This window comes from Empedobacter sp. UBA7611 (assembly GCF_002484365.1).
In the GTDB taxonomy this organism is placed as follows: domain Bacteria; phylum Bacteroidota; class Bacteroidia; order Flavobacteriales; family Weeksellaceae; genus Empedobacter; species Empedobacter falsenii_B.
In genome coordinates, this window is record NZ_DLJR01000036.1 from 36458 (window position 1) to 51242 (window position 14785).

Here is a 14785-nt window from a genome sequence, read left to right on the forward strand (position 1 = left end):
AATCTAACCAAGCAGAATAAAAAAGAAAATTTGAATAAAAAACCAATATTTATACGGATTCTATCCGTTTTTGGGATTGTCTTTTTTATATTTGCCCGTTTTTAAATAAATTATGTCACAATTATTCAGAAAAAAATCTGTCGAATCCATTTTAGCAGAATCTGCAAAGAACACGACTACAATGAAAAGAACTTTAGGTGTTCGAGATTTAACAGGTTTTGGTATCGCCGCAATTGTTGGAGCTGGTATTTTTAGTACCATTGGTCGAGCAAGTTTTGAAGGTGGTCCAGCAGTTATCTTCCTATTTATATTTACAGCAATTGCCTGTGGTTTTACAGCTTTTGCTTATGCAGAATTTGCTTCGTTAGTGCCTGTTTCGGGTAGTGCGTATACCTATAGCTATGTTGCATTTGGAGAATTATTTGCTTGGGTAATTGGTTGGGCATTGATTATGGAATATGCGATAGGGAATATTGTGCTCGCGATTTCGTGGAGTGATTATTTTACCACCTTGCTCTCCGGAATGGGATTACATCTGCCAGAATGGATGACAATGGATTATTTTACGGCGAGAGAAGGTTTTGAGTTTGTTTCGAATGAGTTAGCGAAAGGTAAAACATTAGAAGGAATTGCGAATTCGCCTTATGCACAAGAAATCCCAAAATATTTAGCTTTTAAAGATGCACCATATTTAGGATTTAATTTAGTGGTGGATATTCCTGCATTAATCATTACTTTTTTGATTACAGCTTTGGTTTATCGCGGAATTAATGAATCGAGAAAAGCAAGTAACGCAATGGTTGTGTTAAAATTAGCTGTGGTACTTTTAGTAATTGTGGTTGGTGCTTTTTATGTGAATCCTGATAACTGGAATCCTTTTGCTCCGAATGGAGTAGGTGGAGTTTTGGCTGGAGTTTCATCTGTTTTTTACGCTTATATTGGGTTTGATGCGATTAGTACAACTGCGGAAGAATGTAAAGATCCGAAGCGAGATTTGCCTCGTGGAATTTTTGCGTCTATTATTATTTGTACTGTTTTATATGTGCTGATTGCGTTGGTAATTACAGGAATGGTTCATTATTCTGAATTGAATGTTGGAGATCCTTTGGCGTATGTTTTTGATAAAATTCAAGATTTAAAATGGTTGGCAGGAATTATTGCTTTTTCGGCTGTAGTAGCGATGGCGAGTGTATTTATTGTTTTTCAAATTGGACAACCTCGTATTTGGATGACAATGTCTCGTGATGGTTTATTGCCTAAGAAATTTTCTACTATTCACCCAAAATTTAAAACGCCTTCTTTTGCAACTATTTTTACTGGATTTGTAGTAGGTATTCCTATTTTATTTACAGATTTAGAATTGGTTGTTGACGCTTGTTCTATCGGAACTTTGTTTGCTTTTGTGTTAGTTTGTGTGGCTGTACTTCGTATGGATGCCGATCCTAATGCGAAAAGAGGAAATTTTAAAACGCCTTTTATCAATGCAAAATACATTATGCCAATTGTAACTGCGGTGATTGTATTTTTATGCGCAACAACGTTTAAAGATGATTCGATTGATTTCTTTACGAATAAACCGCAACCTATGCCAGTTGAACATTTTGTAAGTTCGTTAACACCAAAAGAGCTAAAAGATTCTTATACAACAATTAATGAATTAACAGGATCTGAAATTGAATTTTTGGATGATTATTTGGCTCAACTATCACCAGAACAATACAAATCTACTTTGAGCAAATTACCAGTTTACGAAGATAAGAAGATGGAAAAAGGTTGGGATGTTTTCAAACACAAAATCCCAATGATTCTATTCTTAATGATTTATGTTTTTATGGTAGTTAGAACATTTTTCAAAAGAACATCTATTATTCCGTTAGCAGGAATGTTGTGTTGTTTTTATATGATGGCACAATTAGGATTGAAAAACTGGATGATTTTCTTGATTTGGATCGCAATTGGCTTAACAATTTATTTCACTTATGGTTATAAACATAGTAAGTTGAGAAATCAAAATTCATAATAGTTAAAGCGATTCAATTTTGAATCGCTTTTTTCTTAAAATTATTTCATCAAATAAGTTATATAACTTCTTTATTTCACCTCAAAACTTTACCTTTGTTCAATAAATTTGACGACAAATGTTTAGAACTCATACTTGTGGTGAATTAACACAAGCCAACATTAATGAAAAAGTTACGTTAAGCGGTTGGGTATCAACGTTACGTGACAAAGGTTTTATGATGTGGATCGATTTACGTGATCGCTATGGAATCACACAAATCATCTTAGATGAAGAACGTTCTTCGAAAGAATTATTTGAAACTGCTCGTCATTTAGGACGCGAGTTCGTAATTCAAGTTACAGGAACTGTAATCGAAAGAGCTTCAAAAAATCCAAACATTCCAACAGGGGATATTGAAATCTTAGCAGAAAACATTACAATTTTGAATGAATCTGCATTGCCTCCATTTACAATCGAAGATAATACAGATGGTGGAGAAGATATCCGTATGAAATATCGTTATTTAGATATTCGTCGTAATCCAGTAAAAGAAAAATTAATCTTCCGTTCTAAAGTTGCGCAGGAAGTTCGTAAATATTTAGATGCACAAGAATTTGTAGAGGTTGAAACTCCAGTTTTAATTAAATCTACGCCAGAAGGTGCGCGTGATTTCGTGGTTCCATCTCGTATGAATCCAGGTGAATTTTATGCGTTACCACAATCGCCACAAACATTCAAACAATTATTAATGGTAGGAGGTTTAGACCGCTATTTCCAAATTGTAAAATGTTTCCGTGACGAAGATTTACGTGCAGACCGTCAACCAGAGTTTACACAAATTGACTGTGAAATGTCGTTTGTTGAACAAGAAGATATCATGAATGTTTTCGAAGGTTTAGCAAAACATTTATTACATACTTTCAAAGGATTAGAATTTGAACAATTCCCACGTATGACATTTGCAGAAGCAATGCGTCGTTATGGAAATGATAAACCAGATATTCGTTTTGGAATGGAATTCGGTGAAATCACAGACTTAGCTAAAGGAAAAGATTTCAAAATCTTTGATGAACAAGAATTAATTGTTGGTATTGCTGCGGAAGGTTGTAATGCTTACACACGTAAAGATATTGATAAATTAATCGAATGGGTTCAACGTCCACAAATTGGGGCAACTGGTCTTGTTTGGGCGCGTTATAATGAAGATGGAACATTTAAATCTTCTGTAGATAAATTTTATTCGCAAGAAGATTTAGCAGCTTGGGCAGAGCGTATGAACGCAAAACCAGGAGATTTAATGTTGGTGATGTCTGGTAATACAAACAAAGTTCGTGCGCAATTATCGGCTTTACGTATGGAAATCGCAGAGCGTTTAGGATTACGTAATCCAGAAGTTTTTGCTCCATTATGGGTTGTAGATTTTCCTTTATTAGAATGGGACGAAGAATCTGAAAGATATCACGCGATGCACCATCCATTTACTTCTCCAAAACCAGAGGATATGGAATTAATTGCGACTAATCCAGGTGAAGTTCGTGCAAATGCATATGATTTAGTTTTAAATGGGAATGAAATCGGTGGAGGTTCTATTCGTATTTTCGATAAAGAAGTTCAAGCAAGAATGTTCGAATTATTAGGATTTACGCCAGATCAAGCAGAAGCGCAATTTGGTTTCTTAATGAACGCTTTCAAATATGGTGCGCCACCTCATGGAGGTTTAGCATTCGGTTTTGATCGTTTTGTATCGATTTTAGATGGTTCAGAAACAATTCGTGATTACATCGCATTCCCTAAAAATAATTCGGGTCGCGATGTCATGATTGATGCACCTTCTCCAATTGATCAAACACAAATGGATGAACTGAATATTGCGTCAACATTTGTTGCAAAATAAAAAGAAAAATTTTCTATAAATATTAAAGACTACTTATTTAAGTAGTCTTTTTTTGTTTCAAATTATAGATATATAAAAAGCCTAAAATTTATAAAATTTCAGGCTTTTCTAATCTTTATTAAAATAAATTAATTTAAATTAATGATATAATCCTCATGTAATATCGTTGATTTAATAAACTTAATTGCCTTTGAAAAAGATAATATTTTGATTATAGTAAANNAAAACGCTAATAAGATAAGTTTATTTTTTAATCAACTGTTAAAATAATGTTATTATTATAAATCACTTTTCTAAGATTGATAATAGCGTATCGCATTCTCCCTAATGCTGTATTTATACTAACATCAGTTTCTTCTGCAATTTCCTTAAAACTTAATTCTTTAAATATTCTAAGTTCTAATACTTCTCTTTGATCTTCTGGTAACTGAGTGACTAAATTTCTTAAATCATTTTCAATTTGTGATTTAATGATTTTAGTTTCAGAACATTCATCACTTATACCAATAAAGTCAAAAATATTATATTCTTCATTGTAACCAACAGTTTCGCTAACCGTTGGCATTCTTTTGTTTGATCGAAAATAGTCAATAGTTAAATTGTGAGCAATACGCATAACCCAAGGCAAAAATTTACCTTCTTCGTTATATCGTCCACTTTTTAATGTAAGGATTACTTTGATAAAAGTGTCCTGAAATATATCTTCAGTGACATCTTTATCTAAGACTTTAGAGTATATAAAACTATAGATTCTTCCTTTGTATTTCTCTATCAATGTTTCTAAAGCATTTTCATTACCTCTTAAATAATCTTGGATTAATAAAGAGTCGTCTTCATAGTTCATAGTAGCAATTGTTAATTTTTAAAGTAGAATTAAATCTATAGGCTGTATTTTTTTGTTTATTCAAATATAAGTAAACAAAAATTTCTTACAATTTTTTTAACATAATTATTCATAATTTTTTTTAAAAATTTCTTAAAAAAATAAATAATTGTTAATTTTTGCTATTATGTATAATAATGTATTCACTTTATTGTGGATTTAATAAAACTATAAATAAGAGTTGTATAGAATTAATTTAGATGAATTGCATTCTTAGAACTCATTTTTTGTATTTTAACATTTGATAAAGATTTAGAAAAGGATAAAATTTTATCTATGGTTGATTTTTTTGGACCTAAAGTTCGTAATTCTTTTTTCATATAAGTGGTTTAAAAAATTAAAATCAAATATTAGTCCACAATATTAATTTATTGTAAAAAAGTCTTCTCAATTTGAGAAGACTTATAAAATAAACTATTTTTTAATCTAGGATTAAATCTTTGCGATGTGTTGAACTAAATCAACTACTTTGTTTGAGTAACCAATTTCGTTATCATACCAAGCAACTAATTTAACGAAAGTAGGGTTTAGCATGATACCAGCTTCTGCATCGAAAATAGATGTTCTTGTATCACCTACGAAATCTTGAGAAACAACAGCATCTTCTGTGTATCCTACAATTCCTTTCAAATCTCCTTCAGCAGCTTCGCGCATTACTTTTTTGATTTCGTCGTAGTTTGTTTCTTTTGCTAATTTAACTGTTAAATCAACTACAGAAACGTCAACTGTTGGTACACGGAAAGACATTCCTGTTAATTTACCATTCAATTCTGGAATTACTTTTCCAACTGCTTTCGCAGCTCCAGTAGATGAAGGAATGATGTTTACCATTGCACTACGTCCTCCTCTCCAATCTTTCATTGATGGTCCGTCAACTGTTTTTTGAGTTGCAGTAGTTGCGTGAACTGTTGTCATTAAAGCTTCCACAATTCCGAAATTTTCGTGAATTACTTTTGCTAATGGTGCTAAACAGTTTGTTGTACAAGAAGCATTAGAAACGATAGTGTCTTCTGCTGTTACAGATTCGTGGTTAACACCCATTACAAACATAGGGGTATCATCTTTAGAAGGACCTGTTAAAACAACTTTTTTTGCTCCAGCTTCAATGTGTTTTCCTGCAGTTTCTTTTGTTAAGAATAAACCTGTTGCTTCGATTACGATATCAGCTCCAACTTCGTCCCATTTCAAGTTCGCTGGGTCTCTTTCAGCTGTAACGCGAATTGTTTGTCCATTAACAATTAAGTTTCCGTTTTCTACTTTAACTTCTCCGTTAAATTTTCCGTGAACTGAATCATACTTTAGCATATAAGCTAAATAATCAACGTCTACTAAATCGTTAATACCTACGATTTCAATATCGTTTCTCTCAATAGCAACCCCGAAAACAAGGCTACCAATTCTTCCGAATCCGTTGATTCCAATTTTAATTTTTGACATAGTATATATAATTTCCCTTTATATTAAATGTTTAAATCGCTAAAATATTAGCTACTTTGATTAACTCTTCATCAATCTCATTGTGTTTTTTGATGGCTTCATCTATCGCTGTAAATACAACTTTATTAGAGCGAATACCAGCCATAAGATTTGTTTTACCTTCCAGTAAACCTTCAACAGCAGCAATTCCTAAACGACTTGCTAAAACACGATCGTGACAAGATGGAGAACCACCACGCTGTATGTGTCCTAAAACTGTGACACGAATATCATATTCTGGATGACTATTTTGAACTTGTTTTGCTAATTCAAAAACTCCACCTAATTTTTCACCCTCTGCAACTACAACGATGCTTGATTTTTTTCCAGATTTTTCTGAACGTTCTAAAGAAGAACATAATTCTTCGACGCTATCACGTTGTTCTGGAATCAAAATATCTTGTGCACCCGAAGCAATTCCACTATTTAAAGCAATAAAACCTGCATCGCGTCCCATTACTTCCACAAAAAATACACGATCATGTGATGTAGCAGTATCTCTTAATTTATCAATTGCATCAATTACAGTATTCAAAGCTGTATCGTATCCAATTGTAAAATCGGTTCCGAAAATATCATTGTCAATTGTTCCTGGAATTCCAATAAATGGAACACCAAACTCTTGATGAAATATATTTGCTCCTGTAAAAGAACCATCTCCACCAATTACAACTAAAGCATCAATGTTATTTTGTTTTAGATGATTATATGCTTTTTGACGACCTTCTGTAGTTTTGAATTCTAAAGAACGAGCAGTTTTAAGAATTGTACCACCTTGATTGATAATATTTTTCACTGAACGAGGTCCAAGTTCAATCATATCATTGTTAATCAAACCTTCATAACCTTGACGGATTCCTACTGATTTGATATCGTAGTACTTACATGCTCTTACAACGGCACGTAAGGCCGCATTCATTCCAGGCGCATCACCTCCAGAGGTTAATACACCAATTCTTTTTATATTGTTTCCCACGTTTTTTCCTTTATTAAATCAAATATAATAAAAAATCAGAATATTATTATAATTGGTAGTATGAAAGATAAATTAATCTTCGTCGACAGGTTTTAACGTTCCGTCTGCAAAATCTCGTTGAAGAATAACCGCAATATACAAATCTTCTCGTGTTCGCTTCGGATCATAAGCTTGTTTCAGATCAATATTAAACGCGCCACTTGCTGCTTGATAAAGAAAAGCATTCAATCCGCCACGTAATTCTTTTATAATATCGTATGTTGTTTTATCTGTTTCTTTATAGATTAATTTAGTAAGAATTTGTCCACGAGAACTTGACATATTTTTTAATTGATTCTCAAATTGATCAGCCAAATCCTTTTGACGAGATTTAATAAAACGTTTTTTATCTCGTCTTTTATCCATTGTTTGAATCGTATCCGATACATAATTATATTCTCTAACAGCAGTTCTTACATACGGCCAAACATCGCGAACGCGTTTTCTTAGCCATAAATAATATTTTTTTTCTAAATCAGTTTTTAAATGAACCGAATAGCTATTCATTTCATTAAGATGTATTGTGTCTAAAGGATTAAATGCAAATTCATCTAAATTAATTGAATCATTTTTAATTTCTTGTGCAGGATTTTTTCCACCTAAATCTAACCCAAAAATTTGAGCATTAACATTAGATAATCCAACAAAAGTAAGTAGTAAAGTTATATGATAGATATAAAATTTCATATCAGAATTAGTTCAAAAATTGTTCCTAAAATTAGTACATTTGTTAGATAAATAAACTAAAATGAGTACAAATAATTTGTTTGATCAACAATCTTTGGATTTTTTGACAAAATATTTAAATACAGCTTCACCTACAGGTTTTGAAAGTGAAGGACAAAAAGTTTGGATGGATTACATAGAACCATACGTAGATGAGGTAAAAACAGATAATTATGGATCTGCTTATGGTGTAATAAATCCTGAAGCGAAGTATAAAGTTGTGATTGAAGCCCATGCTGATGAGATTTCTTGGTTTGTGAATTATATTTCTGATGACGGATTGATTTATGTGATTCGTAACGGAGGATCAGATCATATGATTGCGCCTTCTAAAGTGGTTAACATTCATACCAAAAAAGGAATTGTAAAAGGTGTTTTTGGTTGGCCAGCTATTCATTTGCGTCAAGCAGGAAAAGACGAAGCGCCGACTCCAGATAAAATTTGGATTGATACAGGTTGTACATCGAAAGAGGAAGTTTTAGAACTTGGAATTCACGTTGGTTGTGTGATTACTTATCCTGATGAATTTTTTACATTGAACGATCGTTATTTTGTTTGTCGTGCAATAGACAATAGAATGGGAGGGTTTATGATTGCTGAGGTTGCGCGTAAATTGGCAGAAAATAAAGATCAATTAGATTTTGGTTTATACGTTGTAAATGCGGTTCAGGAAGAAGTTGGATTGCGTGGTGCGGAAATGATTACGCAAACAATCAAACCAAATGTTGCAATTATTACTGATGTTACACACGATACAACGACACCAATGATTACAAAATCGAAAGAAGGTGAGCAAAAATGTGGTGATGGCCCAGTTGTTTATTATGCGCCTGCTGTGCAAAATAATGTACGCGAATTAATTATTGATGCAGCTGAGAAAAACAATATTCCTTTTCAGCGTGCTGCAAGTTCTCGTGTAACAGGAACGGATACAGACGCTTTTGCATATAGTAATGGTGGTGTACCTTCAGCTTTAATTTCGTTGCCTTTGCGTTATATGCACACAACTGTAGAAATGGTTCATCAAGCTGATGTAAAAAATGTCATCGAGTTGATTTACGAATCAGTAAAAACAATTAAAAACGAACAAAGTTTTAAATATCATACTGTTTAAAATATAAAGTGATTAAAAACGAAAAGGCTGTCGTAAGACAGCTTTTTCGTTTTTAATTGTCCCTTCCTAAGATAAGTTGACACTAAAATCAACTTATTATGAAACATCGGATTTAGAAAGAAACATCGAACACAACGGGATTATACTTTAGGCTTTAAATTAGCCGTTGTATCTCAAGTAGAAAAAGTCGATTTTCGTATAAACAAGCACAAAAATGCTAGGGAATTAAAATACAAAGAAGGAGTAAAGTTTTGGTTTGCCTCAGAAAATGTGGTAAGTTAGATTGGAACCTAACAATTATACATACGATGTAGAAACAAGAACAAACACCAGCGCAAAAGATCAAACGGTTATAACGAGAATTAGCCGATGAAAAGCTAAGAGTCAAAATTCTCAACCCCATGATGGATATAGCCGATGAACAACTTGGTACTCTAATCACAAAAAAGTTCAATATCTAACACTCCTCAAGAGCCAAAAAAAAATAAATGTTTTCTGCTCTTGTCGATTGCTTGGGTTAAGTCGCCAAAGTTTCTATGCGGCACTAAAACGTCATACTATTCGAGAATCAGAGCTTTTACAGGTTAAATGATTAGTTTTGGAAGTTCGGATGAAATTACCACGATTAGGAACTCGAAAGCTTCATGATATCTTGAATGAACAGCTAAAAGAACTTAACATAAAGATGGGTCGAGATGCTTTATTTTGTTATCTGAGAAGAGAAAATTTACTCATAAAATCTAAAAAACATTATACAAGAACTACATTCTCTAACCATTGGTTAAGGAAACATCCTAATTTATACAAAGAAATAGAGGTTAATAAAACAGAACAGGTTTTTATGAGTGATATAACATATGTAAAAACGAAGCAAACTGTTTGTTATTATTCTTTAGTTCCAGATGCGAATAGTCGAAAAATAATTGGTTATTCTGTAAGTGAAAATATGAGTGCAGAAAATGTATCTTTAGCCCTGAAGATGGCTATTAAAAACAGAGTGAGTAAGTAGAAAGTAATCCATCATTCGGATAGAGGATTGCAATATTGCTCGGAATATTATCAAGCGATTTTAAAACAAAATCAGATGATACCATCGATGACTGAGGGCTATGATTGTTATCAACATGCTTTGGCTGAAAGAATTAATGGAATATTAAAACAAGAGTTTTTGATCGAAAAGCAAAAGATATTACTGAATTAACTAAAATGGTGTAACAAATTGTGTATCTTTATAATAATACAAGACTTCATATAAGTCTTAATATGCAGACCCCGGAAATGAGACAAAAAAAATCCGAAGAAATAAAATCTCTTCGGATATAAATATTGTTTAATAACTGTCAATCTATTTTTATGACTAGTCAATCAATTAACCCGTAGTGTATTTGTATTAGATTGTATATAAAAGTTATACAAAAAGCTAAAAATCATTAATTTGTAGTGATTGCACAAACAATTTAATGCACAACTTTATAGCAAATTACGGAAAAATTTATAAGTATAAAAGGGTTTAGGTCTTGAAAGTGAGAATTTATTATTTCAGATACGAAGGTCCAGATTATCTGACTTGAAAATAGTTGCCTTAAATCTGAATTCAGAAACATGAGTATTGATAGTGAATATCAACTTTTTAGAATACGATCTTCTGATATTAAGTCATTTATAGAAGGTAGTGTTTATAATTGAAGAAAAAGAAGATTATTTATACATATGGAACTTATACGAAAACTGTTATTTGAAAACTTGAATGGTTCTGAAAAGTATTTTATTGTGGATAGCATGCCTTTATATGTTTGCAAATTATCAAGAAGCTCACTTAGTAAAATATGTAGAGAAGCCGATTATGCATTTCCAAATAAAGATAATTGTGCTTCACAGAAAATACATTATTATGGGTATAAACTTCATGCTGTTTTGTTATTTAAGTATTGATTTACAAAGTCTTAATATTAGTACAGTATCAGTGCTTGACATTCATAATCTGAAAGATATAAAAACATGAATTTAAAAATTGTACACTCTTGGGTGATAAAGAAAATTTATACGTACAATACCAATTCGATTTGTTTATATCGCGCAATATAAAGCTGGAAGTTCCTATGAGAACAAATCAAAAAAACTTTAATGATCAACCTTTTGAAATAGGTAAATACAGAAAAAGGATAGAAACGTTATTCTATCAACTATGCGATAAGTACATGATTAGACGTAATTAGGCTAAAAGCTTTTTAAGGTTTAAAACTAGGATACTATCAAAAATACTAAAGCTCACAATTCTTAAAACAATAAACACAAACCAAAATAGGAATATTAACAACTTAAAAATTAATATTACCTAAATGCACTAGGGGTTTGAATAAATATTATTTTACTTTATTTTTGATCCACTTGGCAACGGGTTTCTCAAAATATTCAAACGTTAATGCACTTAAAATTAAAGCAATAACAAAATAAATTCCAATTTTATGAAAATCATTGATTTTAGGTAAATATTGATTTCCATATTTTATCACAATCATATGAATCATGTAAAACGCAAAACTGATTTCACCTAAATAAACCAGAATTTTGTGTTGAAGTATTCTCGAAAATAAACCTTTTTGTAATGCAAAAATTAGAACAATTCCAACCATCGGAATCCAATAATAAATTACGTAACGAAAAGCTCTCGCAATATCATTGTGGAAGTAAAAAAAGATTGCCAAAACTGTAATTGCAGCGATTTCTATTAAAGTTCCTTTTGAAAAACTGATAGGCGTATCTTTTATCTTTTTATAGATTTGACAGGTAATAATTCCTAAAATAAAATCGAAACTGCGAACAATTGGATTGATGTAAAAAATTGCTTTTTCCAACTTCATATTTGTTCTGAAATAAGGTTCTGCAAAAATGATAATCGGAATAATTAGTAATAAAATATATTTCAGTTTCGGAAATTTATGTAACCAAATCACATAAAAAGGAAACATTAAATAGAAAAATAATTCGGTCGAAATACTCCACGAAACGTTATTAATAGAGAAATAAAAGTCTTTTACCGGAATGTAAGATTGTAATAAAAATAAGTTTGCACCTGCAATATCCCAATGAAAATAACCTTGCCAAACATTGATGATAATAAACGGCAACATAACACAAAAGGTTAGGACATGAAGCGGATAAATACGAGCAATTCGCGCGATATAAAACTTCTTTTTATCAAAATTTGGATTGTCGATGACTTTCTTTTCGTAATTGAGCGCCAAAACAAATCCGCTCAAAATAAAGAAAAAACCAACACCAAGATAACCTTCGAAAAAGACGTTATTTTTTAGATAATTATACCAAGCTAAATCGGTTTTTACAAACGTTAAATGGCTTAAAAAAACAACAAAAGCAAAGAAAAAACGTAAAGAAGTTAAGCTGTTTAGCATCAGTCAATAATTTTAATTTCCATTTGATAATACTCGTCAAACATGCGAATAAATTCTTCCAATTTACTTTCTCTTACCGAAATTGTAAACATGCATTTATCAGAAAAATGTTTGTCTTTAATATCACCAGAAATACGATCGACATTGCGCTCTACAATTCCTTGTTGATCATAGTTAAAAACCATTTTCACACGTTTTGAAACAAATTTTTCTACAATATTTGCTTCTTCTAACACAACTTGTGCCGCATATTTATAGGCTTTTACCAAACCAGGAATACCTAATTTTGTTCCGCCAAAATAACGTACAGAAACAATTAAAACATTGGTGATTTCGCTTGATAAAATTTGATTATAAATTGGTAAACCAGCCGAACCACTTGGCTCTCCGTCATCATTTGCACGATGATTTTTACCATCTATTCCAAGAGCGTACGCGTAACAATGATGATTTGCATCGGGATGAATTTCGTGTAATTGATCCAAATAAATTTTGATGTCATCTTCATTCTCAACTGGATAAGCAAAATTAATAAACTTACTACCCAATTCTTTGAAAATTACATCTTCCACCGCTTTCTCGATTGTACGATAATTGTCCGTCATGTTGTATTGAAAAGTAGCGCAAAGATAGTTTAAATAGTACTTTTAAAGAAAAAAGGTTTTATATTTATGAATGGTGAAAAAATTTAATATAAATGAAAGCTTATTTATTTTTATTCATACTAATGTGTTCGAGTATTCTTTTTTGCCAGAGTATTTCAAAGAAGGAATTTAAAAGGATCATTAATAATTCAATGAAAGATTATAATTATAGAATTATTACAGATAATCAAGATAGTATGTTTTACAAAACTGAAAATCTGAAGATTTATAATAGTTCAATTGGAAAATCTAAATTTCAATTTTGTCGTACAATAGAATTTAGATTTTTGAAAAATAATAAAGCAAATTTAATTGATTGCCAAAATTGTAATGAACCATCATTTTGCTATGTAACAAAAAAACAAAATATTTTTAATTATAAAATTGATAATATTGGTGGGAAATTAATATTTAAGCTACAAAATAAATTTTATAAAATGAGTTTTCTTGTTGAATCAATAAATAACATAGAATTTGAGAAGAATAAATTTTCTGAAATAATTATTAAACGAAAATTTTAATAAATTCAAATAAATCATAAATAAAAAAGAACCTCATTTCTAAGGTTCTTGTATATCTAATCTATTTTCGAAAATATTTAATTCATCATTCAAAAAGCGATGCTTTTCAGTTCGAGTTCCTTTCAGTCGAGGAGCTAAAATTCCTTCATTCCAAATGGTATCCGAACTCAAAATTCGTGCTTCATCCCACAAATCAGCATCAATAAAATGTTGTATGGTATCACTTCCACCTTCAATAATTAAGGATTGAACATTGTTTTCGTATAAATAATCCATCACTTGTGGCAATATTTTTTGCGTAAAATCTAATTGAACAAGTTCTAAATTTTCTTCAGAACAATTTTCAATCGAATTGAAAATTACAGTAGGTTGTGTTTGATCAAACAAATGGAAACTTCTCGGAATCGCTAAGTTTTTGTCAATCGCAATTCTCAACGGATTATTTCCTTTCCATAATCGTGTGTTAAGTTGTGGATTATCAATCAAAGCGGTGTTTTTTCCAACCAAAATAGCTTGTTCTTCCGTTCGCCATTTATGTACTAACTGTTTTGTATATTGGTTTGTAATCCACAATTGTACATCATCACGCCCCATGTATCCGTCTTCTGTTTGCGCCCATTTTAAGATAATATATGGACGTTTTTTCTGATGAAATGTTATAAAACGCTTATTGAGTTTGATACATTCTTTTTCCAAAACACCAAGCGTTACATCAACACCATTTTTCAACAAACGTAAATAACCTTGCCCATTTACTTTCGCAAAAGGATCTAAAGTTCCAATTATGACTTTTGGAATTTCTTTTTCTATAATCAAATCCGCACAAGGAGGCGTTTTTCCGTGATGCGAACAAGGCTCTAACGTAACATATAACGTAGATTCTTTTAATAATTCTTGATTTTTAACCGAATTAATAGCGTTCACTTCGGCGTGCGGTCCGCCATATTCTGACGTAAAACCTTCGCCTATAATTTTGTTGTTATGTACAATAATAGAACCAACAAACGGATTAGGATATGTTGTTCCTAACCCGTTTGTTGCAATTTGTATACAACGAGCCATATATTGCTCATCGATAGATTGTTGTGTCATGCCCA

11 protein-coding genes and 2 pseudogenes are annotated in these 14785 nt (G+C 31.5%); 6 read left to right on the forward strand and 7 right to left on the reverse strand.

The features are described 5' to 3' along the window. Positions 1-112 precede the first annotated feature (112 nt). A complete protein-coding gene (locus tag B3R94_RS05020; protein WP_291099080.1) occupies positions 113-2020 on the forward strand; it encodes an amino acid permease in 1908 nt (635 codons plus the stop codon). A gap of 118 nt (positions 2021-2138) precedes the next feature. Beyond that, positions 2139-3896: an aspartate--tRNA ligase gene (aspS, locus tag B3R94_RS05025; RefSeq protein ID WP_286495565.1), complete on the forward strand. Its 1758-nt coding sequence runs from the start codon at positions 2139-2141 to the stop codon at positions 3894-3896. A gap of 250 nt (positions 3897-4146) precedes the next feature. Here aspS and B3R94_RS05030 read toward each other — a convergent pair whose 3' ends face one another. From B3R94_RS05030 to B3R94_RS05045, 4 genes are all read right to left on the reverse strand, one after another. Next, positions 4147-4740, reverse strand: coding sequence for an RNA polymerase sigma factor (locus B3R94_RS05030; RefSeq protein ID WP_291072674.1), 594 nt, complete (start codon positions 4738-4740; stop codon positions 4147-4149). Positions 4741-5211: 471 nt separating this feature from the next. After that, on the reverse strand, positions 5212-6216 hold the full coding sequence (gap, locus tag B3R94_RS05035; protein WP_038336349.1) for a type I glyceraldehyde-3-phosphate dehydrogenase: 1005 nt from the start codon (positions 6214-6216) through the stop codon (positions 5212-5214). 31 nt (positions 6217-6247) lie between these two features. Next, positions 6248-7231, reverse strand: coding sequence for a 6-phosphofructokinase (gene pfkA, locus B3R94_RS05040; protein WP_280051123.1), 984 nt, complete (start codon positions 7229-7231; stop codon positions 6248-6250). A gap of 72 nt (positions 7232-7303) precedes the next feature. Further along, positions 7304-7957: a DUF4294 domain-containing protein gene (locus B3R94_RS05045; RefSeq protein WP_219034483.1), complete on the reverse strand. Its 654-nt coding sequence runs from the start codon at positions 7955-7957 to the stop codon at positions 7304-7306. Between the two features lie 61 nt (positions 7958-8018). Between B3R94_RS05045 and B3R94_RS05050 the strand changes: the two genes are divergently transcribed. The 3 genes and pseudogenes from B3R94_RS05050 (at position 8019) to B3R94_RS14255 (ending at position 11449) form a co-directional block, all read left to right on the forward strand. Then, complete coding sequence (locus tag B3R94_RS05050) at positions 8019-9110, forward strand: M42 family metallopeptidase (RefSeq protein WP_115001110.1); 1092 nt, start codon at positions 8019-8021, stop codon at positions 9108-9110. Positions 9111-9215: 105 nt separating this feature from the next. Then, positions 9216-10433, forward strand: a pseudogene (locus tag B3R94_RS05055) (IS3 family transposase). A 137-nt stretch (positions 10434-10570) separates the two neighbouring features. Further along, positions 10571-11449 (forward strand): annotated as a pseudogene (locus B3R94_RS14255) (IS982 family transposase). Positions 11450-11473: 24 nt separating this feature from the next. Here B3R94_RS14255 and B3R94_RS05060 read toward each other — a convergent pair. Together B3R94_RS05060 and B3R94_RS05065 are read right to left on the reverse strand one after the other, a co-directional pair. Next, entirely contained in the window at positions 11474-12523 is a 1050-nt protein-coding gene (locus B3R94_RS05060) for an acyltransferase family protein (protein ID WP_291099085.1), read from the reverse strand. Continuing rightward, positions 12523-13128 carry an IMPACT family protein gene (locus tag B3R94_RS05065; RefSeq protein ID WP_291062134.1) on the reverse strand — a complete coding sequence of 202 codons (606 nt, stop codon included), beginning with the start codon at positions 13126-13128 and terminating at the stop codon, positions 12523-12525. Before B3R94_RS05065 ends, B3R94_RS05060 begins: the two co-directional genes overlap by 1 nt. A 191-nt stretch (positions 13129-13319) precedes the next feature. Between B3R94_RS05065 and B3R94_RS05070 the strand changes: the two genes are divergently transcribed. Continuing rightward, positions 13320-13688 carry a hypothetical protein gene (locus tag B3R94_RS05070; protein WP_291099088.1) on the forward strand — a complete coding sequence of 123 codons (369 nt, stop codon included), beginning with the start codon at positions 13320-13322 and terminating at the stop codon, positions 13686-13688. Between the two features lie 39 nt (positions 13689-13727). Here the strand turns inward: B3R94_RS05070 and ribD are convergent, their stop codons facing one another. Next, complete coding sequence (gene ribD, locus B3R94_RS05075; protein WP_291099091.1) at positions 13728-14780, reverse strand: bifunctional diaminohydroxyphosphoribosylaminopyrimidine deaminase/5-amino-6-(5-phosphoribosylamino)uracil reductase RibD; 1053 nt, start codon at positions 14778-14780, stop codon at positions 13728-13730. Between the last annotated feature and the right edge of the window lie 5 nt (positions 14781-14785).

Excerpts from the sequence above, each read along its gene's own strand:
- B3R94_RS05050 (WP_115001110.1), top strand. The coding sequence starts at position 8,019 with ATGAGTACAAATAATTTGTTTGATCAACAATCTTTGGATTTTTTGACA.
- B3R94_RS05060 (WP_291099085.1), bottom strand. The coding sequence starts at position 12,523 with ATGCTAAACAGCTTAACTTCTTTACGTTTTTTCTTTGCTTTTGTTGTT.
- B3R94_RS05070 (WP_291099088.1), top strand. The coding sequence starts at position 13,320 with ATGAAAGATTATAATTATAGAATTATTACAGATAATCAAGATAGTATG.
- aspS (WP_286495565.1), top strand. The coding sequence starts at position 2,139 with ATGTTTAGAACTCATACTTGTGGTGAATTAACACAAGCCAACATTAAT.
- B3R94_RS05065 (WP_291062134.1), bottom strand. The coding sequence starts at position 13,128 with ATGACGGACAATTATCGTACAATCGAGAAAGCGGTGGAAGATGTAATT.
- B3R94_RS05045 (WP_219034483.1), bottom strand. The coding sequence starts at position 7,957 with ATGAAATTTTATATCTATCATATAACTTTACTACTTACTTTTGTTGGA.
- B3R94_RS05020 (WP_291099080.1), top strand. The coding sequence starts at position 113 with ATGTCACAATTATTCAGAAAAAAATCTGTCGAATCCATTTTAGCAGAA.
- ribD (WP_291099091.1), bottom strand. The coding sequence starts at position 14,780 with ATGACACAACAATCTATCGATGAGCAATATATGGCTCGTTGTATACAA.
- gap (WP_038336349.1), bottom strand. The coding sequence starts at position 6,216 with ATGTCAAAAATTAAAATTGGAATCAACGGATTCGGAAGAATTGGTAGC.
- B3R94_RS05030 (WP_291072674.1), bottom strand. The coding sequence starts at position 4,740 with ATGAACTATGAAGACGACTCTTTATTAATCCAAGATTATTTAAGAGGT.